This window comes from Rheinheimera maricola (assembly GCF_016918075.2).
Lineage (GTDB): Bacteria > Pseudomonadota > Gammaproteobacteria > Enterobacterales > Alteromonadaceae > Alishewanella > Alishewanella maricola_A.
Window position 1 is genome coordinate 20,460 of sequence record NZ_JAERPS020000009.1, and the last position, 23,725, is coordinate 44,184.

At 50.1% G+C, this 23,725-nt stretch carries 27 protein-coding genes; 8 read left to right on the forward strand and 19 right to left on the reverse strand.

The genetic code is table 11. The annotated features are described in order from the left end of the window. The first annotated feature begins 3 nt into the window (after positions 1-3). Positions 4-1,032, forward strand: coding sequence for an S-methyl-5-thioribose-1-phosphate isomerase (gene mtnA, locus I4W93_RS18795; RefSeq protein WP_205313342.1), 1,029 nt, complete (start codon positions 4-6; stop codon positions 1,030-1,032). A 327-nt stretch (positions 1,033-1,359) separates the two neighbouring features. On the opposite strand, the gene I4W93_RS18800 is transcribed toward mtnA, so the two are convergent. The 5 genes from I4W93_RS18800 to I4W93_RS18820 form a co-directional block, all read right to left on the reverse strand. Next, positions 1,360-1,887, reverse strand: coding sequence for a hypothetical protein (locus I4W93_RS18800; RefSeq protein WP_205313332.1), 528 nt, complete (start codon positions 1,885-1,887; stop codon positions 1,360-1,362). Between the two features lie 160 nt (positions 1,888-2,047). Beyond that, positions 2,048-2,935, reverse strand: a complete 888-nt coding sequence (locus I4W93_RS18805; protein ID WP_205313325.1) for a LysR family transcriptional regulator — start codon at positions 2,933-2,935, stop codon at positions 2,048-2,050. A gap of 184 nt (positions 2,936-3,119) precedes the next feature. Beyond that, entirely contained in the window at positions 3,120-3,662 is a 543-nt protein-coding gene (locus I4W93_RS18810; protein ID WP_205313322.1) for a 1,2-dihydroxy-3-keto-5-methylthiopentene dioxygenase, read from the reverse strand. After that, on the reverse strand, positions 3,659-4,342 hold the full coding sequence (gene mtnC, locus I4W93_RS18815; RefSeq protein ID WP_205313319.1) for an acireductone synthase: 684 nt from the start codon (positions 4,340-4,342) through the stop codon (positions 3,659-3,661). The genes I4W93_RS18810 and mtnC overlap by 4 nt, the downstream gene beginning before the upstream one ends. 3 nt (positions 4,343-4,345) lie before the next feature. Then, entirely contained in the window at positions 4,346-4,978 is a 633-nt protein-coding gene (locus tag I4W93_RS18820; protein ID WP_205313317.1) for a methylthioribulose 1-phosphate dehydratase, read from the reverse strand. Between the two features lie 133 nt (positions 4,979-5,111). On the opposite strand from I4W93_RS18820, the gene I4W93_RS18825 reads away from it, so the two are divergent. Beyond that, positions 5,112-6,230: a methionine aminotransferase gene (locus I4W93_RS18825; RefSeq protein ID WP_368735637.1), complete on the forward strand. Its 1,119-nt coding sequence runs from the start codon at positions 5,112-5,114 to the stop codon at positions 6,228-6,230. Then, entirely contained in the window at positions 6,218-7,003 is a 786-nt protein-coding gene (locus tag I4W93_RS18830) for an amidohydrolase (protein WP_205313305.1), read from the forward strand. Before I4W93_RS18825 ends, I4W93_RS18830 begins: the two co-directional genes overlap by 13 nt. Here I4W93_RS18830 and I4W93_RS18835 read toward each other — a convergent pair. Next, positions 7,000-7,503 carry a YgjP-like metallopeptidase domain-containing protein gene (locus I4W93_RS18835; RefSeq protein WP_205313304.1) on the reverse strand — a complete coding sequence of 168 codons (504 nt, stop codon included), beginning with the start codon at positions 7,501-7,503 and terminating at the stop codon, positions 7,000-7,002. The genes I4W93_RS18830 and I4W93_RS18835 overlap by 4 nt on opposite strands. 147 nt (positions 7,504-7,650) lie before the next feature. On the opposite strand from I4W93_RS18835, the gene I4W93_RS18840 reads away from it, so the two are divergent. Genes I4W93_RS18840 through I4W93_RS18850 form a run of 3 tightly spaced genes read left to right on the forward strand, consistent with a single transcriptional unit; the run spans position 7,651 to position 10,279 of the window. Further along, complete coding sequence (locus I4W93_RS18840) at positions 7,651-8,076, forward strand: cytidine deaminase (protein ID WP_205313302.1); 426 nt, start codon at positions 7,651-7,653, stop codon at positions 8,074-8,076. A 3-nt stretch (positions 8,077-8,079) separates the two neighbouring features. Then, positions 8,080-9,390 (forward strand): thymidine phosphorylase, encoded by a 1,311-nt coding sequence (gene deoA, locus I4W93_RS18845; RefSeq protein ID WP_205313299.1) that lies wholly within the window; start codon positions 8,080-8,082, stop codon positions 9,388-9,390. A 25-nt stretch (positions 9,391-9,415) separates the two neighbouring features. Next, on the forward strand, positions 9,416-10,279 hold the full coding sequence (locus I4W93_RS18850) for a hypothetical protein (protein ID WP_224673566.1): 864 nt from the start codon (positions 9,416-9,418) through the stop codon (positions 10,277-10,279). Positions 10,280-10,309: 30 nt separating this feature from the next. On the opposite strand, the gene rho is transcribed toward I4W93_RS18850, so the two are convergent. Together rho and trxA are read right to left on the reverse strand one after the other, a co-directional pair. Further along, a complete protein-coding gene (gene rho / locus I4W93_RS18855) occupies positions 10,310-11,575 on the reverse strand; it encodes a transcription termination factor Rho (protein WP_205313286.1) in 1,266 nt (421 codons plus the stop codon). 193 nt (positions 11,576-11,768) lie between these two features. Next, complete coding sequence (trxA, locus tag I4W93_RS18860; RefSeq protein WP_205313283.1) at positions 11,769-12,095, reverse strand: thioredoxin TrxA; 327 nt, start codon at positions 12,093-12,095, stop codon at positions 11,769-11,771. A gap of 102 nt (positions 12,096-12,197) precedes the next feature. Between trxA and rhlB the strand changes: the two genes are divergently transcribed. Together rhlB and gppA are read left to right on the forward strand one after the other, a co-directional pair. Next, positions 12,198-13,484 (forward strand): ATP-dependent RNA helicase RhlB, encoded by a 1,287-nt coding sequence (gene rhlB, locus I4W93_RS18865; protein WP_205313281.1) that lies wholly within the window; start codon positions 12,198-12,200, stop codon positions 13,482-13,484. Next, positions 13,450-14,991, forward strand: coding sequence for a guanosine-5'-triphosphate,3'-diphosphate diphosphatase (gene gppA, locus I4W93_RS18870; protein WP_205313274.1), 1,542 nt, complete (start codon positions 13,450-13,452; stop codon positions 14,989-14,991). Before rhlB ends, gppA begins: the two co-directional genes overlap by 35 nt. Position 14,992: 1 nt before the next feature. Here the strand turns inward: gppA and hemB are convergent, their stop codons facing one another. From hemB to I4W93_RS18925, 11 genes are all read right to left on the reverse strand, one after another. Next, positions 14,993-16,000 carry a porphobilinogen synthase gene (gene hemB, locus I4W93_RS18875; protein ID WP_205313271.1) on the reverse strand — a complete coding sequence of 336 codons (1,008 nt, stop codon included), beginning with the start codon at positions 15,998-16,000 and terminating at the stop codon, positions 14,993-14,995. Then, a complete protein-coding gene (locus I4W93_RS18880; RefSeq protein ID WP_205313268.1) occupies positions 15,990-16,736 on the reverse strand; it encodes a GGDEF domain-containing protein in 747 nt (248 codons plus the stop codon). The genes hemB and I4W93_RS18880 overlap by 11 nt, the downstream gene beginning before the upstream one ends. Further along, positions 16,729-17,535, reverse strand: a complete 807-nt coding sequence (locus I4W93_RS18885; RefSeq protein WP_205313266.1) for a TatD family hydrolase — start codon at positions 17,533-17,535, stop codon at positions 16,729-16,731. Before I4W93_RS18885 ends, I4W93_RS18880 begins: the two co-directional genes overlap by 8 nt. 1 nt (position 17,536) lies before the next feature. After that, positions 17,537-18,010 carry a hypothetical protein gene (locus tag I4W93_RS18890; RefSeq protein ID WP_205313264.1) on the reverse strand — a complete coding sequence of 158 codons (474 nt, stop codon included), beginning with the start codon at positions 18,008-18,010 and terminating at the stop codon, positions 17,537-17,539. Beyond that, entirely contained in the window at positions 18,010-18,765 is a 756-nt protein-coding gene (gene tatC, locus I4W93_RS18895; RefSeq protein WP_205313260.1) for a twin-arginine translocase subunit TatC, read from the reverse strand. Before tatC ends, I4W93_RS18890 begins: the two co-directional genes overlap by 1 nt. Next, positions 18,749-19,075 (reverse strand): Sec-independent protein translocase protein TatB, encoded by a 327-nt coding sequence (gene tatB, locus I4W93_RS18900; protein WP_205313258.1) that lies wholly within the window; start codon positions 19,073-19,075, stop codon positions 18,749-18,751. Before tatB ends, tatC begins: the two co-directional genes overlap by 17 nt. Then, positions 19,076-19,321 (reverse strand): twin-arginine translocase TatA/TatE family subunit, encoded by a 246-nt coding sequence (gene tatA / locus I4W93_RS18905; RefSeq protein ID WP_205313255.1) that lies wholly within the window; start codon positions 19,319-19,321, stop codon positions 19,076-19,078. It abuts the gene before it with no gap. Positions 19,322-19,398: 77 nt separating this feature from the next. Continuing rightward, entirely contained in the window at positions 19,399-21,024 is a 1,626-nt protein-coding gene (gene ubiB, locus I4W93_RS18910; protein ID WP_205313253.1) for a ubiquinone biosynthesis regulatory protein kinase UbiB, read from the reverse strand. Beyond that, positions 21,024-21,632: a ubiquinone biosynthesis accessory factor UbiJ gene (locus tag I4W93_RS18915; RefSeq protein ID WP_205313244.1), complete on the reverse strand. Its 609-nt coding sequence runs from the start codon at positions 21,630-21,632 to the stop codon at positions 21,024-21,026. The genes ubiB and I4W93_RS18915 overlap by 1 nt, the downstream gene beginning before the upstream one ends. Continuing rightward, positions 21,632-22,387, reverse strand: a complete 756-nt coding sequence (ubiE, locus tag I4W93_RS18920) for a bifunctional demethylmenaquinone methyltransferase/2-methoxy-6-polyprenyl-1,4-benzoquinol methylase UbiE (RefSeq protein ID WP_205313233.1) — start codon at positions 22,385-22,387, stop codon at positions 21,632-21,634. Before ubiE ends, I4W93_RS18915 begins: the two co-directional genes overlap by 1 nt. A gap of 87 nt (positions 22,388-22,474) precedes the next feature. After that, a complete protein-coding gene (locus I4W93_RS18925) occupies positions 22,475-23,497 on the reverse strand; it encodes a GGDEF domain-containing protein (RefSeq protein ID WP_205313230.1) in 1,023 nt (340 codons plus the stop codon). Between the last annotated feature and the right edge of the window lie 228 nt (positions 23,498-23,725).

Genomic DNA, 23,725 nt, shown 5'->3' on the forward strand with positions numbered 1-23,725 from the left:
GCTATGCAAAACTTAACCGCACTAAGTCTGAAAACCGAACTGGGTAAGCTGTATGTGCTGGATCAAACGCTGTTACCGCAGCAGCAAAAGTGGCTGCTGTGCCAAACCGTGGCGCAAATGATTGGCATGATTAAAGCGTTGCAACTGCGTGGCGCACCCGCTATTGGTATTGGTGCCTGCTTATTATTAGCCTACCGTGCCAGTGTCGGCGAGAGCCGCGAGCAGCTTTTGCAGGACGCTGAAGTACTGCGCGCGGCACGGCCCACGGCAGTGAACCTAATGAACAACCTCGATAGCATGGTTATTGCATTGCAACAGGCAGATTTTAAGGGCGCGGCTATTGCCTGTGCAGAGCACTTGTTTGCTGAAGATGTGGCGCTGTGTCAGCGCATGGCCGAATTTGGTGCTGGTTTAGTGCAAGACGGCGAGCAGTTGTTAACGCATTGCAATACCGGCGGCCTGGCGACTGCGGGCGTAGGTACCGCATTGGGGGTCATTAATCTGGCGCATCAGCAGGGTAAAAATATCCGCCTTTGGGTCGATGAAACCCGGCCGCTGCTACAGGGCGGGCGCTTAACGGCGTGGGAGTGTCAACAGCTGGGTATTCCGTACCAGCTTATCTGCGACAATATGGCGGCAATGTTAATGGCGCGCGGCCAGGTCGACCGTATTTTTGTTGGCTCAGATCGTATCGCCGCCAACGGTGATTTTGCCAATAAAGTAGGCACATACTCGTTAGCGGTGCTGGCGCAGTATCACCAGGTGCCATTTTATGTGGTGGCACCGCATACCACGGTAGATTTAGCCTGCACCGATGGCAGTGCAATACCGATAGAGCAGCGCCACGCCGACGAAGTGCGCGGTGTCAGCGGCGGCTTCGGCAGCGCAATATGGGCACCGGAAGATGCTCCGGTATTTAACCCGGCGTTTGACGTCACCCCTGCGGCACTCGTCACCGGCTGGGTGCTGGACAGCGGCGTGTACTCACCGGCGGATATTGCCGCAGGCGTGCTGCAACAGTTTAATAACTAAACAAGATAGGCAACAGCAGCAACACTCGCTTTGGCTCGTCACAGCAACTCGTTCACGCTGGCGCGCTCACTCAGACACTCTGTGACGCCCAATTCGAGGTTCCTGCTGTTCGCTATCGCTAAGATCCAAGCGCAAAAAAAAGCAGAGTTACACCGGGGAGTAGTAACTCTGCATACACACGGGGGAGTGTAATTTGTAGCCCCGGTGCGGGCGCTTACTCCGAACCGGGTAACAGGTAACCGCAGGCGCTTACTCTGCCGATACCTTCACCGTTGTATCAGCAGGCGCTTACTCTGCAGATACGTTTATTGCGTTATCAGCAGGTGCTTATTCCGCAGATACCATGGCAATGTCTAAGCCATTTTGTGCGTTGTTTAGTGCCAGTTCTAACCGTTGCAGGTTGTGCACGCTTACTGCGCTGCGGCTTAACTCTGCGGCGCGGCTAAAATCGGCCAGGGCGGCCAGGTTGTTGTTTTGTAACAGGCGTAGTACGCCACGGTTGGTTAAGGCATAAGCACGCATTTCGCGCTTGTCGCTGCTGCTGACATGGCTGAACTGCTGAGCAGCAGAGACAGCGCTATCGCATGCTGTTGTTGCTTGATCCAGCTTAGCACTTTTAGTAAAACCAACGCACAGGCTCATTTGACGGGAGAAGTTATCCACTTCTGCGCTGTTGCTGGCTAATGTTTCGCTGATACCCTGGTCAAATTGACCGGCCTGTAAGGCGGCCACACCAGGTGTATCTTCAATCAGTACCATTTTATAGCCGTTGGTGTTGGCTGATGCGAGGAATGAACCTGAGGCCATCAGCATCAACGCCAAAGAACTGCCTAATTTAAATGCTCTCGCTTTCATAGTGTGTTGCTCCCAATTTCCCATCCAGGCAGCCGCTATCGGTCTGCAGGTGTAGTTTGAGCAAAAGCACTAGAACTGACAAACGATAAAAAAACACCCGATAAGTGAAAAAAACTCACCTATAACGCCAGTGTTGGTGTCATAAATGGGCAATGCAGAATTATTTTTCCAGATGAAAGCTTTGCAGGATCCAATCGATTAGCAGTTGAATTTCGTTGCGATTGGCGTCGTTGTCGTGACGCACTAAATAGTAGCGGTCGCGGCTAAGCAACTCTTGTTCAAACAAGCGTTGCAAGCTGCCATTGCTAAACCAGCCAGCACTGATAGGTAGCGGGATCAAGGCGACGCCTAAGCCTTGTTGTGCGGCGCGGGCTACGCTGAACATGCTGTCGAGCTGGATAATTTGTTTTGGCTGGAAGTTGTGATAACCAACATGCTCGGCCCATTGGTGCCAGGCGTGTGGCCGCGCTTGATGCAATAGCAAGGGCACCTGCTCCAGCACCCGGTAACCCTTACTATGCCATTTTGTGTATTGCTGGCTATTACAGGCAGGAATGTAGCTTATAGGGAACAAGTCGTAAGCCACTATTTCTGTTGGTGTTTTACCTGATAGCACGATTGATAAGTCGGTGTGCTTCGTGCTTTCCCGACGCGACTTTACCGTTTCTAGTTTCAGGTTGATATTCGGGTATTGTTCTGACCAGCCAATTAGCCGTGGCACAAATAATTCACTGGCAAAAAATTCTGGCATCGAAATGCTCACTTCCAGCATGCGCTGGGCCTGGCTGAATTCGCTAATAGTGTTAGCCAGCTGCTCCATTTGTGGTGCTATGGCCTGATAAAAACGTTTGCCGGCTTCAGTTAACACCACGGCGCGGGTTTTACGCTCAAACAGCGGTAAATTCAGATTTTCTTCCAATTGCTTGATCTGATGGCTAACCGCCGACGGCGTTAAATACAGCTTTTTCGCGGTCTCTTTAAAGCTTAGACATTCGGCAGCGACACAAAAACATCGCAAGCCGCGCATTGGGGTATGCAGTGGTAACATAGTTAATCAGCTCTGGTACTAAACGCATGCTGCTCTAGTATGGCAGCAGAATATGACAAGCATAAGCAAATGCAGTACCAGTGCAAGCACCGGTACTAATTTATTGATATTTATTTGTTTTCAGCCAACAGGCTAGCTGGCTAGCTGCTGTTTTGCACGGTAATGGTGCGGTTTAAGCGCCACATCAGGCCAAAAGTGGGAAACGGCGGGCAATATCACTACCGGTAAAATTAGCCAGCCAGCCCTCGGGATTGCTAAATAAACGAATGGCGCTGAATTCCGGCTCGCTGCCCATATCAAACCAATGCGTAGTGCCGGCCGGTACGCTAATTAAGTCATTCTGCTGACACAAAACCTGATACACCTTGCCGGCAATATGCAGGCAAAATAAACCCTGGCCACGGACAAAAAACCGCACTTCATCTTCGCTGTGGGTGTGTTCGGCGAGAAATTTTTGCCGCAGTGCTGCCTTATCCGGATGGTTAGCGCTTAACGAAATTACATCGACGGTGATATAACCGCGCTCGGTTTTTAAACGGTTAATGTCGCCGGCGTAGGCTGCCTGGATCTGCTCGGCGCTGCTGTCAGCGTCAATCGGCGCTGTTGCCTGCCACTGCTCAAACCGCACGCCAGCTTTTTGCAGTTGCTGCTTAATTTCGTTGCTGTCGCTGGTGTGCAGCAGCGGCTGCGCCGGGTTATCGCTGTTAAAAACCGTTAGCTGGCTCATGCGATCTGCTCCGCAACGTCGCTAAAGTTATGCGCGATAGCATGGCTGCCAGCAGCCTGACCGTCGCGGATAAGTTGAATGGTGCCAAGGCCAAGTGGCGCTGCTGCGTCAAGTTCAGCGGCCACATCTGACAAAAACAACACTTGTTTTGGTGGCAATTGCAGCTGTTGCAAAATAGCGGCATAGGACGCTATGTCGCGCTTGGCGCCAATACGGGTATCAAAATAACCACTGAATAGCGACGTTAAATCACCGAAATCGCTGTAGCGGAATAACAACTGCTGCGCTTGCACCGAGCCGGAGCTGTAAATATACAGCTTAACGCCCTGCTGCTGCCAGTGGTTGAGTGCGGCATACACATCGGCATAAACATGGCCTTTAAAGGCGCCACTTTGATAACCCTGCTGCCATACCATGCCTTGCAGAGCTTTTAACGGCGTGATTTTCTGATCTTCTGCTATCCATTGCTGCAACTGAGTAATAATGCTATCGACAGAGGCATCGGCCTGCTGCATCAGTGCCCGGCAAGCGCTTAGCTGTTCAGCCACAGCAGGCTGCGCTGCATTAGCTTGAATAAATGCTGGCAACTCAGCTGCGGCATAGGGAAACAATACCTCTGTGACAAAGCTGATACGGCTGGTGGTGCCTTCAATGTCGGTGATAATGGCAGAGTACTTCACGGCTTACCTTGTTAGTTTTAACCTTTCAAGCTCGCAGTTTATAAGAAACTCCCAGCCTTCTAAATGCCTTTTTGCTTCATCCAGGCTGCGGCCCCAGACATAGAGGCCATGACCACGCACTAATAGCCCCCAATTTAACGGTTGCTGTTGCCAGCGCTGTGCTACCTGCTGTGCCAATAGCCCAATATCCTGGGTGTTGTCAAACAGTGCCAGGGCGCAGGGCGCGTCGTGAGTAGTGTTACCACTAATGGCTTTTTGCATTTCATAGCCATGAAACAGGTAGCTTTGTTCGCTAAACAAGCGGGAAAATACGGTTGCCTGTACCGAATGAGTATGCAATACCGCTTTTATCGCCGGGTCCAGTTGATACAGCCGGGCATGCAATGCAGTTTCAGCTGACGGTGTGCCGGCGCAGCTTAACTGGCCATCCTGCCAGCTTACAGGCAGTAAATCTTGTGGGCTTAGCTCGCCTTTATCTTTGCCCGAAGCGGTAACCAGCGCGCTGTGCTCGCCGCTTCGGATAGAAAAATTACCACCAGTGGCCGGTACCCAATGCCGGTTGGCGATCCAACGCCCCAGCGCGCACAAAGCGATGGCGTTTGGGTTAAGCTGATGCAGTTGGGCAGTATTATTCATAATAAGATAAACCTGATTGCTACACGTTCAAACGTTTAGATGTCTATACATAAAACGGGCTAAATGATAGCATTCAAGCCGGTTTTAGCAACTTTTTCTTGCCGATATGACATTCAAAAGCAAATTGCCTGCTGTGGGCACTACTATTTTCAGCCAGATGTCGCAACTGGCAACAGAGCAGCAAGCCATTAATTTATCTCAGGGTTTTCCGGATTTCCCTGCCAGCCCAAAGCTTGTTTCGGCGCTGGCACAATACAGCGCTCAGGGCCTGAATCAGTATGCACCCATGCCGGGTATTGCACCGCTGCGTGAACAAATTGCCGCGCTGATCCAGCGCTGTTATCGCCGCAGTGTTTGCGCACAGCAGGAAGTAACAGTAACCAGTGGTGCCACCGAGGCGTTGTTTGTTGCTATCAGCGCCATCGTAAGCCCAGGCGATGAAGTGATTATTTTTGACCCGGCGTACGACAGCTACGCACCAGCTATTGCCCTAAACGGCGGTAAAGCGGTACATATTGCGCTGACGGCGCCGGACTACCGCGTTAATTGGCTGCAGGTAGCTGATGCGGTAACAGCGCGCACTAAGCTGATCATTGTTAACAGCCCGCATAACCCCAGCGGTATGGTGTTTAGCCAGCAAGACTGGTTGGCGCTGCAGCAACTGGTGCTAGCGCATAATTTGTTTTGCATCAGTGATGAAGTGTACGAGCATATGGTGTTTGATGGCGCAGCACAGCTAAGCGCCAATGGTTTTAGCGAGCTGGCAGCGCGCAGCTTTATTGTGTCGTCGTTTGGTAAAACCTTTCATGTTACCGGCTGGAAGCTAGGCTATTGTGTGGCACCGCCAGCCCTGACGGTAGAATTTCGCAAAATTCATCAGTACGTCACCTTTGCCAGCTTTACCCCGGCGCAATATGCCATCGCCGATATGCTGGCGCAGCAGCGGCAACAGGTTAGCGGCTTAGCGGCGTTTTATCAGCAAAAGCGCGATAGCTTCGCCATGCTATTAGCCAACAGCCGTTTTAACTTGCTGCCCTGTCAGGGTACCTATTTTCAGCTGGCAGATTACAGCGCGATCAGTGAGCTGGATGATGTTAGCTTTTGCCGCTGGCTGGCCACTGAGCACAAAGTAGCAGCAATACCCTTGTCGGTGTTTTACCAGACGCCGCCACAAAGCCGCATTATTCGTTTTTGCTTTGCTAAACAACACGACACCTTGCAAGCAGCTGCGGAGGCGTTATGTCAGATTTAGCGCTATTGCAGGTTGCAGTGTTGCAGACCGCCCTGGTATGGCAAGACGCCCAGGCAAACCGTCAGCAACTGGCACAGCAGCTGCAACAAATTAACGCCGATTTGATTGTGCTGCCGGAAATGTTCAGCACGGGTTTTTCCATGCGAAGTGATGTTATCGCTGAACCTGAAGGCGAAACACTGGCCTGGCTTAAACAGCAAGCAGCGTTATGCGGTGCGGCATTGTGTGGCTCGGTGGCTACCCGCACAGAGCGCGGCTGTGTTAACCGCTGCTATTTTGTCACGCCACAGGGCGACGTCAGTTATTACGATAAAAAGCATCTGTTTCGCATGGCCGGTGAACATCAGGCCTATATCGCCGGTGAGCCGCGGGTGGTGGTGCAGTATCGCGGCTGGCGCGTGTTATTACAGGTATGTTATGACCTGCGCTTCCCGGTATTTAGCCGTAATCGCAATGACTACGATGTGGCGCTGTATGTCGCCAACTGGCCGGCTGCCCGCGCTCATGCCTGGCGCACTTTGTTGCAGGCACGGGCGATAGAAAACCAGGCCTTTGTGCTGGGTTGTAACCGGGTAGGTCAGGATGGTAATGGCGTAGATTATCGTGGTGATAGCCTGATAGTCGATTATCTTGGCCTGCTGCAGGCTGAGTTAGCGCCTAATGAGGCGGCTGTATTAACCGCTTCGCTGGATTTGAGCGCGTTAACGCAATACCGGCAGCAATTTCCGGCGTATTTAGATGCTGATGAGTTTTCTTTGTCAGGCTACGTTTAACACTCTGCTTTACTAATATCGCGCCAGAGCAACCAAAGCCGGGTGTCGAACTCCAGCTGGTGGTAAGCCGGCTCCATATGCTGGCACAGTTTGTAGAAGGCCTTATTGTGATCTTTTTCTTTAAAGTGGGCTAATTCGTGCACCACTATCATGCGTAAAAACGGCTCTGGCGCGTCTTTAAACAAAGCCGCGACACTAATGCTGTTATGGGCTTTAAGTTTGTTGCCCTGCACCCGGGAGGCAAAGGTATGCATACCCAGCGCCTGCTTTATCACATTAAGCTTGCTGTCGTAACGCACCTGGCTAAGCGATGGCGTGTTGCGCATATAGCTGTTTTTCAACGTATTAACATAGCTGTACAGCGCTTTATCGCTTTGCACCTGATGCGCTGCCGGGTACTTCTCTGCCAGATAGCTGCTTAGGCGGCCGCTGTGTAATAAGCCGGTTGCCTGCTGCTGAATTTGTTCCGGATAACCGGCAAGGTAGTTAATGCTGTTCACGTTTTGGCTGGTTAACAAAATAAAACGGCAGTATAGCGCTTGTTTAGCGTGTCGTCAGCCGTTGCGGCCACAGTTGGGTGCATCAAGCTTGACCAAAACGCCATTCGCAGTAACACTGTATGCCCATTACTAACATGAGTTTAACCAGTGAGCGAAATTAACTGGGCTGCCCTGCAGCAGGCCGCGAAACAAGCCGCCGCGCAGGCTTATGCGCCTTACAGCAAATTCCCCGTCGGAGTTGCCATATTGGCTGACAGCGGCAAAATTTATACCGGCTGCAATGTTGAAAACGCTTCTTACGGCGGTACTGTGTGCGCTGAGCGCAATGCCATTGGCGCAGCAGTAGTAGCCGGCGAGCGTAACTTCACTGCGCTGTTAGTGTATACACCGCAAGCTATGTTAACGCCGCCGTGCGGTATTTGCCGTCAGGTAATTGCCGAGTTTTTCACCCCCGATGCGCCGATCGCCAGCTGTAACCACTTACAGCAACAGCAAGATTGGACGTTGGGCGAGCTATTGCCGGCAGCTTTTACGCCGACATATTTAGCCAACAGCACTAAAGTTGGAGCTTAATAGATGATCCCGCAGGAAATTATTAAAACTAAACGCAATGGCGGCACTTTGAACCAAGCCGAAATTAAGCAGTTTGTCCGTGGTTTAACTGACGACAGTTTCAGTGAAGGCCAGGTAGCCGCTCTGGCGATGGCGATTTATTTAAACGGTATGCAAACCGATGAAATTGTGGCCTTAACGCTGGCAATGCGTGATAGCGGCACAGTACTAAACTGGCAAGGCAAGTTGAATGGTCCGGTGGTTGATAAACATAGCACCGGCGGCGTAGGCGATAAAGTAACGCTGATGTTGGCGCCAATGGTTGCTGCGTGTGGCGCTTATATGCCCAGCATTGCCGGTCGTGGTTTGGGCCATACCGGCGGTACTGTTGATAAACTGGAAACTATTCCGGGTTACAGCTGTACCCAACCTCTGGAGAAAATTCAGCGGTTATTGCCACAATTGGGTTGTGTGATTGTTGGCCAAAGCAGCCAGCTGGCGCCGGCCGATCGGCGCTTATATGCTATTCGGGATGTGACTGCCACGGTAGAGTCGATACCGCTTATTACCGCTTCTATCTTGTCGAAAAAGCTTTCTGAAGGTTTAGATGCGCTGGTAATGGACGTGAAAATTGGCAACGGCGCCATTATGCGCACCGTTGATGATGCCTCGGCGCTGGCTAACAGCATAGTTAATGTCGCCAACGGTGCCGGTGTTAATACCCGGGCGCTATTGACCGATATGAACCAGATTTTAGGCGCCACTGCCGGTAATGTGTTGGAGGTGATAGAAACGCTGGATTATTTAACCGGCAAATACCGTGAGCCACGCTTGCACCAGATCACGCTGGAGCTGGGTGCCAATATGCTAATGCTGGGCGGCTTACACCAGGATAAAGCCAGTGCAGTGGCGGCGCTGGAGCACAGTTTAAGTTCGGGCAAGGCGGCAGAAATTTTCGCCAAAATGATAACGGCACTGGGTGGTCCGGCCGATTTAATTGAAAAACCACAACAGTATTTGGCTAGTGCGCCGGTGGTGCAGGATATTATTGCGCCGCAAAGTGGTTATCTGCAGTATCACGATACTGTTGGCCTGGGTATGGCGGTGGTGCGCTTAGGTGGCGGCCGCTCACACCCTAGCCAACAAATTGACCCTGCAGTCGGTTTTAGCCATATTCTGCCAACGGGTAGCAAGGTACAGCAGGGCGATGTAGTTGCCAAAGTGCATGCGGCCAGTGCCGAAGCTGCGGCAGTAGCCAGCAAGGAATATCTGGTGGCACTTAGCATGGCAAACGTAACAAATGCTAATCCGCTGGTGCACCATACGATTGGCTGATTGGCTTTTTACTGGCAGCGTGGCTATGGTTAACGTATCGATTTGCCGGAAAATTACCATGTTGTTGCGTGCTATCTGTTTATTAGCTATGTGCTCAGTGCAGGCCCGTCTTGCTATCCACTGGTTGCAAGCTGATTTGCCCCCGTATTTTATTCAGCAGGGCGAATTTGCAGGGCAGGGCACGTTGCAACGTTTGCAACAGCTAGTACAGGCAGAGCTGCCGGACTATCAACATCATGAAGAGTGGCAATCACTGTTGCGCCGTGAACAAATGTTATTCGACACAGCAACAAGTTACTGCTCTTTTGGCATTGTTAAAACGCCAGAGCGTGCAGCAATAAAATTTTCTGCGCTGGTGTCGGTTGGGGCGGGTTACGCGGTAACCTTAACAGAACATGGCAAATTGTATCAACGCTGGCTGGAGGCAAAACAGCCGGCGTTGTTACCATGGCTTATTAAACTTCCTGATGTCATTGGTCTGATGGAATCAGGGCGTGCATTGCCTGAGTTAGTGAATCAATTGGCACCTGGCAACATGTTGACGTTACCGATAGCAACTAACCCACTGACGCTGTTGGCACATCAACGTGCAGACTTTTTAGTAGAATATCCGGCCCGAGCTGAATATCTTAAGCGTACTGCCGGCATGGCAAAGCTCAAACTGCATCATCATTTTTTGGATGAGCGAGATGTGAATCTGTCATATGTGGCATGCAGCCCGGCAACGTCAGATCAGATTATCAATGATATAAACGCAGCTATTGCCAAAGCCAAATTGCATCCTGCTTACCAGGATATTATGTTTAGTTGGCATGAGCCCAACCAAATGCCAGTGTTAGAACTGCTGTACCATCGTTATATTGGTTCAACCGACGGACAAGAACCATAAAAAACCGGCTGGCGCCGGTCTTTGTTGAGGTTAGCTCTTTTGCCGTTTCATGGCATCGAAGAACTCATCGTTGGTTTTAGTCATCAACAGACGGTCAATCAGGAACTCCATACATTCAGTCTCATCCATCGGGTTGAGAATTTTGCGCAGGATCCACATTTTTTGTAGCTCTTCCGGTGATGCCAGTAACTCTTCGCGGCGGGTGCCAGAGCGATTAAAGTCGATGGCAGGAAAGACGCGACGTTCAGCAATTTTACGTGACAGGTGTAATTCCATATTACCTGTGCCTTTAAACTCTTCGTAAATAACCTCATCCATCTTCGAGCCGGTATCGACCAACGCGGTAGCAATAATAGTTAAGCTGCCGCCTTCTTCTACGTTACGTGCTGCACCAAAGAAACGCTTAGGTTTATGCAGGGCGTTAGCGTCAACACCACCGGTTAATACCTTGCCAGAGCTTGGGATTACGGTGTTATAAGCACGGGCTAAACGGGTAATGGAGTCAAGCAGGATGATAACGTCTTTTTTGTGCTCAACCAGGCGTTTGGCCTTTTCAATAACCATTTCAGCAACCTGAACGTGACGGCTTGCGGGTTCATCGAAGGTTGAAGCAATTACTTCACCTTTAACCAGGCGCTGCATTTCAGTTACTTCTTCTGGTCGCTCATCAATCAGCAAAACCATTAACACACATTCAGGGTGGTTAGCGGCAATAGATTGCGCGATGTTTTGCAGTAAAATCGTTTTACCGGCTTTGGGTGGTGCCACGATCAAGCCACGCTGACCGCGGCCAATGGGGGACGCCAAATCCAGTACCCGGGCAGTGATATCTTCACGGCTACCGTTGCCACGCTCCATCCGCATGCGCGAGTTGGCATGCAGCGGGGTTAAGTTTTCAAAGAGAATTTTGTTACGTGCTTGTTCTGGCCGGCCGAAGTTAACTTCGTTTACTTTTAATAAAGCAAAGTAACGCTCGCCTTCTTTTGGCGGGCGAATTAAGCCAGAAATGCTGTCGCCGGTACGAAGGTTAAAACGGCGTATTTGGCTGGGGGAGACATAAATATCATCTGGACCAGCTAAGTATGAGCTGTCACTGGAACGCAGAAAACCGAAACCGTCCTGCAGGATTTCCAGCACACCATCACCGAAAATTTCTTCGCCGTTTTTGGCATGTGATTTCAAAATGGCGAAAATAATGTCTTGTTTACGCAGGCGGGCCATATTTTCCTGGCCCATAGACTCAGCCAATTCAACCAGCTCGCTAATTGGCTTTAGTTTCAGTTCTGTTAAATGCATATTGATTGGTTTTCTTGTTGATATATAAACAGGGTAATGCTTATCGGTTCGATAAAATAAGGTTTGGAAGTGGTTTTTTCGACAGACAAGCGTGGTTTAGAACGTGTTATTGGCTACACAATAGCAGCTGACTACAAAAGCGTCCAGCGCTGAAATAGAAAAGGCGTATAAAAATACGCCTTTTTAATTTTATTTAGATGTTGCCATCCAAAAATTCTTTTAGCTGAGTTTTCGACAAGGCGCCAACCTTGGTAGCCGCAACCTGACCGTTCTTAAACAGCAGCAGCGTAGGGATGCCACGAATACCAAACTTTGGCGGCGTGTTTGGGTTATGGTCAATGTTAACTTTGGCTATGGTTACTTTGCCAGCATACTCTTGTGCCACGTCTTCCAGCATTGGAGCGATCATTTTACAAGGACCGCACCACTCTGCCCAGAAGTCGACCAAAACCGGTGCGTCGGCTTTTAGTACGTCGGTTTCAAAACTATCATCTGAAACCTGTAAAATATGTTCGCTCATTTATCTCTCCGCTAGTGCTGTGCAGCCTGGCTGCAAAAAAGTGTTATCAATTTAAACGTGGCTGTTCCTTATTGCAAGCGTAACGGTTATGCTTAGCGCCGTATGAATAAAACACACTTAACTGCACATAAATTTGCCGATTTCGCATTGGCACCACAGGTTCTTGACGCTTTAAACGCGCAAGGTTTCGGCTATTGTACGCCCATTCAGGCGCAATGTTTACCACTGGCGTTAGCTGGCAAAGACATTGCAGGCCAGGCCCAAACGGGTACCGGCAAAACACTGGCGTTTTTAACCGCCACTTTTCATCATTTGCTTACCCACGAGCCCAAAGGCTCCGGCCAGCCGCGCGCTATCATTATGGCACCTACGCGGGAACTGGCGGTACAGATCCACCAAGACGCAAAAATGCTGGCAGAAAAAGCCGGCTTACGCCTTGGCCTGATCTATGGGGGCGAAGGTTATGATACTCAACGCCAGCTATTAGAAAACGGCGTAGATATTCTAATTGGTACCACAGGCCGCTTAATCGACTATTTAAAACAGGGCTTGTACGACTTATCACAAATTCAGGTTGTGGTGTTAGACGAAGCCGATCGGATGTTTGATCTGGGCTTTATCAAAGACATCCGCTTTATGTTTAACCGCATGCCGCCGGCGACAGAGCGTTTAAGCTTGTTGTTCTCAGCTACCTTGTCTTATAAGGTACAGGAGCTGGCATTTGAAAAGATGAATCAGCCGGTGCATATCCATGTCGCGCCGGATGAAATGACCGGCAGCCAGATCAGCGAAGAGCTGTTTTATCCGTCAGATGAGCATAAGCTACCGCTATTGTTAACGCTGATGGAAGAAGAGTGGCCGGATAAAGCCATTGTATTTGCTAATACCAAACATTGGTGTGAAGAAGTTCACGCCTGGTTGGAGGCCGACGGCCACCGCGTTGGCTTGTTAACCGGTGATGTGATACAGAAAAAGCGTTTGCGTATTTTGGAAGATTTCACCAGTGGCAAACTGGATATTTTGGTGGCGACTGATGTTGCTGCCCGTGGTTTGCATATTCCGAAGGTGAGTCATGTATTTAACTATGACTTGCCGGACGACTGTGAAGACTATGTGCACCGCATTGGCCGTACTGGCCGGGCCGGCGAAAGCGGCAAAGCCATTAGCTTTGCCTGCGAGCGCTACGCGCTTAATCTTACCGCGATAGAAGACTATATTCGCCATCCGGTGCCGGTAAGTCAGTATGACGCCAGCGCTTTGCTGGACGATATTAAAACACCGAAACCGCGGGTACGCCGCCGTGCCGGTCAGGCAAGAACCGGTAGCCGTTCAGGCTCTGGTGGACGCAGCAGTAATGGCGCAAGAGCTCCTCGCAACCGTCCTCGTTAATCCGGCTTTAACTGCCGACCAATCACCGCATCAGGATATTTATGCGGTGATTGATCTTGGCTCCAACAGTTTCCATATGTTGATGGTAAAAGTAGTGGGCGGCTCGGTGCAGGTGATTGGCCGGGTAAAGCGTAAAGTTCGCCTGGCGGCAGGGTTAAATGAAAGCCTGGTATTAAGCCGCAAAGCCATGAAGCGCGGCTGGGAATGTTTAGCGCTATTTGCTGAGCGTTTGCAGGACATCCCACCACAAAACATCCGTATTGTCGGTACCGCTACATTACGCTTAGCGAAAAACGTTAAAACCTTCCTCAAAGAAGCCGAAGCCATTCTGGGGCAAAAAGTTACCGTTATCAGCGGTGAAGACGAGGCCCGTATTATCTATCTTGGTGTAGCTCACACGTCAAATAGTGACAGCAACCGTTTAGTAATCGATATTGGCGGTGCCAGTACTGAAGTCGTGATCGGTGCTGGCTTTACTCCGCTACTGTTATCCAGCCTGAATATGGGCTGCGTTACTTATCTGGAGCGTTATTTCGCCGATGATGAGTTAAGTGAAGATAACTTTAACCGCGCCATCTCAGCGGCAGAGCAAGAAGCGCTAACGATTGCAGCGCAATACCAACAAACTGGTTGGCAGTTAGCTGTGGGCGCGTCTGGTACAGTGCAGGCCATGCAGGAGATATTGGTCGCGCAAGGTAAAGATGAAGTCATCACGCTAAGTCGGCTGGAAGATATTATGCAGCAGGCGCTGGCGTGCGGTCGGATGGAACAATTAACCATTACCGGGCTGGCACAAGAGCGTAAGCAAGTGTTCCCATCTGGTCTTGCAATTTTAATCGCGTTGTTTCGCACGTTAAATATTGGCGGTATGACGTTATCTGGCGGCGCACTGCGCGAAGGTGTGCTGTACAGCATGCTGCCACAATTGCAAAACAATGATGTGCGCAATCGTACGGTTAATAGCTTGATGGTGCGTTATTTTATTGACCAGCGCCATGCCGCGCGGGTGGCAGAAATGGCCGGCGAGCTGGCGAATCAGCTGCAAAGCCGTTGGGATTTAAACAAGTTTGAAGGCCACAGCATGCTGGCCAGCGGCGCTTTGCTGCACGAGCTGGGCCTGCTTATCGAATATAAAAATCATCATCACCACGGCGCTTATATTATTAACCACTCTGACTTACCCGGTTTTACCCGGGCCCAGCAGCAGTTGGTTATGGCGTTGGTGCACAATCACCGTGCGGATATCAGCCGCGAGATTATCGCCCGCCAAACCATGACATCAGTGCTGCTAACGGTGCGTTTAACGCGCATTTTACGCCTGGCAGTGATTTTATCGATGCGCCGGCGCCACGAAGTGCTGCCGCAAGTTAATATCAGCAGTAAAGGTGAGCAACTAACGCTGAGTATGCCGGAAGGCTGGTTAGAGCAACATCCGCTGATGCGGGCCGAATTAGAGCAAGAAGTGCAATATCAGCAGCAAACCGGTTGGGAGCTGCTGATCAAGTAAGTTAGCTACCCTGCTTTAACCAAATAGCCACTTTCTTGGCAAAGTAAGTCAAAATGCCATCGGCACCAGCGCGTTTAAACGCCAGCAATGATTCCATAATCACCGGCTGCTCAGCCAGCCAGCCGTTTTGAATAGCAGCCATATGCATGGCGTATTCTCCACTAACCTGGTATGCAAAAGTAGGCACGCCGAACTCGTCTTTTACCCGCCGCACGATATCTAAATACGGCATACCGGGCTTTACCATCACCATGTCGGCGCCCTCTTCTAAGTCTTGTGCTACTTCGTGCAGCGCTTCGTTGCTGTTGGCCGGGTCCATCTGGTAGGTTTTTTTATTGCCACCTTTTAAATTACCGGCCGAGCCTACCGCATCGCGGAACGGGCCATAGTAGCTGGACGCATACTTAGCTGAGTACGCCATAATACGGGTATTAACAAAGCCAGCGTCTTCTAGTGCTTCACGAATAGCGCCAATGCGGCCGTCCATCATATCGGACGGTGCAACTACGTCGGCGCCGGCTGCGGCGTGTGACAACGCCTGCTTAATCAATGCTGCGGTAGTAATGTCGTTCATGACATAGCCGCTGTCGTCAATAATGCCGTCCTGGCCGTGGGTAGTGAATGGGTCTAGCGCAACGTCGGTAATAATGCCCAGCTCTGGCACATGCTGTTTCAGCAGGCGTACGGCGCGCTGTGCCAATGCATCCGGGTTCCAGGCTTCTTCGGCCTGCAGTGATTTTTTATCGCTGGCTGTGACCGGAAATAGCGCAATAGCCGGAATGCCTAACTCGACCAGTTCTTTTGCTTCTGTTAGCAGTAAATCAAGGCTTAGGCGTTCGATGCCTGGCATAGAGGCGATGGCTTCACGTTTATTATCGCCTTCAATAATAAACATCGGGTAAATTAAGTCATTTACTGTTAGTTGATGCTCTGCCATCAAGCGGCGGCTAAAATCGTGTTCACGCATGCGTCGCAGGCGGGCTGCCGGGAAAAAGCGGTTAGTGTTCATTCAGTTCTCCTTCGGGCGCAGGTTGCGGGTTCATCAGGCCATGTGGATAAACATGTACCTGATTTCTTCCGGCAGCTTTGGCTTGATACAAGGCTTTATCGGCAAAGTTAATAAATTCGTCACTTTCGCTGGCAGGATCTGGGATTGCGGCAAAACAGCCGGCACTGATAGTCACCAACGGTTGTTGTTTATCTGCGGCCAGCTGTAAGCGGATATTTTCAGCCAGTGCCGCAGCGCCATCCGTAAAGGTATTGGGCAAAATTAAGGCAAATTCTTCACCGCCATAGCGACAAAGCTTATCAGCCGGTCTTTTAAGTTGCTGTTGCATAAGCCGGGCTACCTTTTTGATCACCTGGTCGCCGGTAACATGGCCGTATTGGTCGTTAATCTTTTTAAAGTGATCGATATCCAGCAATACCAGTGCCAGTGGTCTTTGCTCGCGTCGGCTGCGCTTCATTTCTGCTCGGAGTTGCCGGTCGAAATAGGCACGGTTGTAAATCCCTGACAGCGCATCCAGCTCGGTTTGTTGCTGTAACTGATGGTTTTTTTCTGCCAACTCTTCCAACGTAATTTGCAATTCAAAACTGTGGCTACGTAGTGCGCTTTCAAGATCTGCCGCGGTGCGTCGCCAACGTAATAGTTTTATTGCGCCAAGCCCTAACGTTATGGCCACGCCCACTAATACGCCGAGCGCAAAATAAGGCAGAAATTCGCTGAAGCTGCTTAGTTCAACCATGCTGAGGACCTGGCAGCGCAGCAAAGCCAAACAGGGCACGACTATTGCTCAGTGTTTGTGCTGCCAGAGTCTCGATATTGCTGCCGGTTAATTCAGCTATAACACTGGCTATAGCTGGCAAGAATGCCGGCTCATTGCGGCGGCTTGCAGGTTTGGGTAGCAGGGTTCTGGGTAACAGGTAAGGTGCATCGGTTTCCAGTAGTAATCTATCGGCCGGGATATAACGCAGCGCGTGTTGCAGCGCATGGCCACGTCGCTCGTCGCACACCCAGCCGGTAACACCGATATATAAGCCTAAATCCAAGTACGCCTTAAGCTGGACGCTGTCACCGGTAAAGCAATGGGCAACACCATGACTAATCTGATGCTCGAGCAGCATGGCCATTTGTGTATCAAACGCATCGCGTTCATGCAAATAAACCGGTTTGGCACAGGCTTTCGCCAGTTGCAGCTGCTCCGCAAATACCTGCTGCTGCAGTGGGCGGGGGGAGAAATCGCGGTTGAAATCTAATCCGCACTCGCCTACTGCAACAACTTGCGGCAGCATTAGCAACGCGCGCAGCTGCACTAGCCAGTCTTGCTCAACCTTTGCGGCTTGGTGTGGATGTACACCCGCCGTACTAAAGCAGTTGTTATGCTGGCGACACCAGTTAATATTTTGCTGGCTTTCGTTAATGTCACTGCCAATAAGTAGCATATGCACTATGCCTGCGTGCGTGGCGCGGCTCAGGACTGCATCGCGATCTATATCGAACTGTGTACTAAATAGATTAACGCCAATATCACTCCAGTTTGGCATGTCAATCTTCGCGGCGGACCCGGATGGCTTTGCGCCCATCGTCGCTGCCCAGCAAGAAAGAGTTCATTACACCACGTTTAATATAGTGTTTCTCGCCGGCCTTAATGCTGTAATATTCGGTGCCCAGTTGCTGCCAAACCTGGCCATTATCAAACTCTACAATCAATGATTTGTATGGGTCATAGCTAATTTTTCGCACCGTCATATACACTTGCTCAGGCGCATCTTCAGGTAAAAAATTGCGATGCTCTTTACCGAATTCCTGTGGTTGTTGTGCTGCCGTAGCAGGGGCTGTCGCCGAGGGGGCTACGCTGCTGTTTTGCGTGCTGCCGGTATTAATGGTGTCGTAACACAACAGACGCTTTAAAGCATTTTGCTCCGCGCGGCAAAGTTCCAGGGCTTGCTCTGTTGGTATTCCAGCAGCATGACTGCTGGTTGCGACTAACAGGGTGATCATTGCCAAGCGTTTCATCATTATTCTTCCTGCTTACTTTCAGCTACGTCGTTACTAGCCGGCTGATAGAACCGGCTTAGTGTTAAACCTAATTCAAAGAGTAACCACATTGGCACAGCCAATAGGGTTTGTGAAAGGACATCGGGTGGTGTGAGCAGCATGCCAAGGATAAACGCTCCCACTACAATATAGGGCCGCTTTTCTGCTAAGGCCGCTCGGGTAGTTACACCGGTCCAAACCATCAGCAAAATAGCGACCGGTATTTCAAATGACAAGCCAAAAGCGAAAAAAAGCTTCAGCACAAAGTCGAGATAATTGCTGATGTCTGTTGCTACGGTTACACCTTGTGGTGCAACACTGGTAAAAAAGCCAAAAATAATCGGAAACACGACAAAATAAGCAAAAGCAATACCACTATAAAACAACAGCGTGCTGCTAACGACCAATGGCGCCATTAAGCGCTTTTCTCTGCTATACAATGCCGGTGCAATAAACTGCCATACCTGTAGCAAAATATACGGAATAGCCAGGCAGATAGCGACCACAAAGGTTAGTTTAAACGGCGCGAAAAATGGTGCAGCAACGTCAGTTGCAATCATGCTGCTATTTGCCGGTAGTACGGCAATTAACGGCTTGGCCACTAAATGATAAATTTCCTGGGCAAAAGCAGCGAGCGCGGCAAATACCAGTACTACAGCTACGACACAGCGCAACAAGCGGTTACGTAGTTCTATTAGATGGCCAAGCAGGCTGTCAGGGCTAGCGTTCAGCGTCATGTTTATTATCTTTGCTACCGGTAATGGACGACAGTGGTGCGTTAACATCAGCTGCAGCCTGTTTCAATTCTGCCAACGCGGCCTTTTCCTGTTCTGTAAGATTGAGCAAGCCTTTAGCTTCGGCATCTTTTAATTTTTGGTGTAGCTCATGACTACGCAAATCGTTGCTTAATTCAGCCTGCATTTGCTGGCCAAATTGCTTAACGCTGCGCACGGTTTTGTGCACCGAGCGAATGGCGCCAGGCAGCCGCTCTGGGCCAAGCACCAGCAAGGCGACTACACCAATAACGACCAGTTCCCAAAAGCCCATTTACACTTTATCTTTGGCAGAATGTGAGGTGGCGTTGTCTTTGTCAGTCTGGTCTTTAGCCTTTTCTGACAGTTGCACGGCTGGCTGCTCTTCATCCTGCGCTGGTTCGTCTTTAATCGAGCTGCGAAAGCCTTTGATAGCGGATCCCAAATCTGTACCGATACCGCGCAGTTTTTTGGTGCCAAACAGCAGCACAATGATTGCCAGGACGATAAGTAACTGCCAAATACTGATATTGCCGAACATGGATACATCCTCGTTGAAATTAAGTTGCGGCCTTTATGCCACTAATTTGTTTCGCTATTGTGACAATTGGTTGCCATTTAGCGCAGTGCGCGAAGGCCAAATACCAGACTGCCTAGTAACAGCAATGCTGCAAAAACCGGGCTGTCAGCGCTGAACACTATACTAGCACCGATAAGGGCAGAACCGGACAGCGTTGCTGCAACAATTTGTGTTTTGGCTCTGTGCTGCTGCGTTGCCAGTTGCTGTAACTGTCCTAGCAACTGACGTTGTTGCTTAGGCCCCTGTTCCAGGTACTGATGCAGCAGGTTTGGCATTTGCGGCAGTTTTTCTGCCCAGAATGGCAAATTGTCTTTAATTTGGCGCCACACTGCCGGTAAGCCAACTTGTTGTTTGACCCAATTTTCTAAAAAGGGTTTAGCTGTTTTCCATAAATCTAGTTGCGGATACAGCTGACGGCCCAAGCCTTCAATATACAGTAAGGTTTTTTGCAGTAGCACCAATTGCGGCTGTACCTGCATGTCAAAGCGCCGGGCTGTGTTGAACAGGTTTAGTAGCACATGGCCAAAAGATATCTCAGCGAGTGGCTTTTGAAAAATAGGTTCACATACAGTACGAATGGCGCTTTCAAATTCTTCCACCTTGGTGTGGGCAGGAACCCAGCCTGAGTCGACATGCAGCTGGGCCACTTTTTTATAATCACGATTAAAGAAAGCGACAAAGTTTTCCGCCAAATAGCGTTTGTCTTCGTCATTCAGCGTGCCGACAATGCCGCAGTCAATGCCAATATATTTTGGATTTGCCGGTGTATCACGGCTGACAAAAATATTGCCAGGGTGCATATCGGCATGAAAAAAACTGTCGCGAAACACCTGGGTGAAAAATACTTCAACACCACGCTTTGCTAACAATTCCATGTCGGTACCTTGCGCTTGTAATGCGCTGATATCCGACACCGGAATGCCATAGATACGCTCCATCACCATAACATTGGTGCGGCTGTGATCACTGTAAACAAACGGAATATACAAAGAGTCAGAGCCGTCGAAATTACGCCGCAGCTGAATCGCGTTTGCGGCTTCGCGTTGTAGGTCAAGCTCATCAAGGATGGTTCTACGGTACTCCGAGACCACTTCACGCGGTCTTAAGCGTTTACCGTCGGGTAAAAAGCGCGCTGCAGCGTCTGCTAGCGTATCCATCAAGGCTAAATCAGCGAGGATTTGTTGTTTAATATCCGGCCGGATCACTTTAATGACTACATCTGCCAAGTTGCCATCGGCTAATTGCAATTGGGCCGTATGCACCTGAGCAATAGAAGCTGATGCCAGTGGCGTTTGGTTAAACTGCTGAAATAAATCGGCAATATCAGCCAACTCAAGCGCCTGCTCTATCAGTTGTTGCGCCTTAACACCATCAAACGGTGGCACTTTATCTTGTAATTTAGCCAGCTCATCTGCCAGATGGGCTGGAAACAGGTCACGCCGGGTAGACAGCATTTGACCAAACTTGACCCAAACCGGCCCCAGGCTCTGTAGTGCCAAGCGCAGTCGCACACCAACAGGCTGTTCTGGATGGCGGTTGCGCAACCAAAATAAACTGCGGCGCAACGTACGCGCATACCAAGGCTGCCATTGCGGTGGGATTAACTCATCCAGACCAAATTGCAACAAGGTCTTTTGGATTTGATAAAAGCGGCTGATACGCACTATAACTCCCGGAACAGCTGCAGTTGCTGCTGCAGTATATCGGCTTTGGCTGCCAGCAAGCTGACAGCGCTACTAAACTGAGCCATTTCTGCTGCAGTTGGGCTGAGTTGTAATTCATCTTGTGCCAACTCGACACTCATTTGCTGTAACGCAGCCGTTTTACTGCTGAGGTACTGATGAAGCTGCTGCAGGCTACTGCTAATTTTGTGGCTTAGGGCATCGCCGAAATAACGTGACAGGGTTTGCTGCCAGTCGGGGTCCAATTGCTGAAAAAAGGCACTGTATTGCTGAGCTACCTGAATATCACCGTCAATTTGCAGGGCATCGGCTTTAATTAGCCGCGTTAATTGGCTGGGGTCTCTTAACAAACGCAAGCTGGCCAGATCGGTTTGAATGGCGCAGTCAACGGTTTCGTCATGCTGATTAAATAATATGCTTTGGGTGTTAGCGCCAAGCACCAGCGTGGTGGGCCATTCTTTTAGCCGAAATGATAATTGCTTGCCTGCCAGACGCGTAAGCCGGCTCGATGCTGTCGGATCCATCGCTATCAATTGCGCGATGGCTTTTTCAGCTGTGGCACACAGCAGTTGAGGCAGCAGTGGTAGCATCAGAACTTGTAGCCCCGATGCAGAGCAACAATGCCACCACTGAGGTTGTGATAACTCACCTCAGCGAAGCCGGCATCCTGCATCATTTGCTTTAACGTATCCTGGTCTGGGTGCATACGAATAGACTCAGCCAGGTATTGATAGCTCTCTTTGTCGTTGGCAACCAGTTGCCCCATCGCAGGCAGTAATTTGAACGAGTACAGATCATAGATTTTGCCCAGCCACTCTTGTTCAGGTTTGGAGAACTCCAGTACTAGCAGTCGACCACCTGGCTTAAGCACTCGGAACATAGAACGCAGCGCCGCGTCTTTATCGGTAACATTGCGCAGGCCAAAGCCGATGCTGATAATATCAAAACTGTTATCGGCAAACGGCAACGCCTCGGCATTTGCCTGTACATATTCAATATTGTTTACCAGGCCAAGATCCCGCAGTTTATCGCGGCCAACATTTAGCATAGAAGCGTTGATATCGGCTAGTACGACTTTACCAGCAGCGCCAACCCGCTTAGAAAACAACGCCGTGATGTCGCCGGTACCGCCTGCTAAGTCTAGAACCTGCTGGCCTGGGCGCACGCCGCTGCAGTCAATGGTAAAACGCTTCCACAAGCGGTGAATACCCAGCGACATAAGATCGTTCATCAGATCATATTTAGCCGCAACGGAATGAAACACATCGGCGACCAATGACACTTTTTGCTCGGCAGCAACGGTTTTATAACCAAAATGAGTGGTGTGGGGATTATGATCTGTCATCAAACAGGCTCGTTGGCATGAGAATGCCGCTAGTGTAAAAGATAACGACCTGACAGCCAACTTATCTGTTGGCTTTTATAGCAGCGTTTATATCGTCAGCATGGCTTCACTGGCAACCTGATTACGGCCACGTTGTTTCGCTAGCTTTAAAACGTCGGTTGTTCGGGCCAAAAACTGATGCCAGTTTTCTGTATGCTGGAACATTGACACGCCAAGGGAGATAGTAACTTTAGGTAGGGCTCTTTTGCTTTTCGCTGAAACAAAACGCAGCTTTTCCACACCGCGGCGCACTTGCTCGGCAATCTCACTGGCGCTACGCAGATCAACATCAGGCAGCAGGATTAAAAATTCTTCGCCACCTGAGCGCACCGGTAAACCGCTACTTTGCACGTAACTGCTAATTTTACGCGCCACTTTAGACAGAATGACATCGCCTATTACGTTGCCGTAGTCTTGATTAAAGCGATTAAAATGGTCCAGGTTGACCGCAATTGCGGCTATTCGTCGTCCGGGCTGTTCGGTAAACCACAGGTCAAGTTGATTTTGCATAGCAAGCCTGTTGTACAACCCGGTTAGTGGATCCAGCAAACGTTGTTGCTTCAGTTGTTCTATTTCATGGCGTAATTGATGACTTTGCTGATTTGCTTGTTCTAACTGTTGTTGTAGCTGCTGCTGCTGCTGTTGGAAGCTTATGGTGTGTTGGCGTAGTTGCTCAACCAACGGCAAGCTGTTTTCACCATTGCTTTGTTGCAGCTGCATCAAGCTAAAATCGAGCTGCTGCAAATAGTCAGACACTTGCTCAGCGGCCAGATCGGTATAGCCAGTCAGGCGGCTGACGATACCAGCAGCGTCTTGCAATAACTGTTCTTGCTGTGGGTTGGCTGGCACCAAATAACGGCTGTATAGATCAGCCATAATAAAATCGTCCAGCGAGGTTTTCGCTGCCAGCTTTTGTTCAATAGCGATACACAATGCTTCGTTATGGCCACTGATGTAGTCATAACATACCGCGTAGTTTACCGGATGCGCCGCTAAACCGGCGCGTTGCAAAAAGACCTTTACCTGCGCGGCTTTTTCGCCAGCTAGCTCTAGTGAATCCTGATACTTCATAAGACCACGTATAACTCCGCAGTCAGGCCTATCGCATGGCCTGAAATGTTAACGAATAAAAAATCTGGTCTCATAGTACGCGATTCTCTGAGGCTGGCAACAGCTGTAACAGACAAAAATTTTCACGCGGCTAAATTAGCATCAGATCGCCGTTAAAATGCTCGGTACAGCCAGTCCGACCCTGCTATTTGACACTGGAAAATGGGATAAATAGCCACTTTGTCTGGT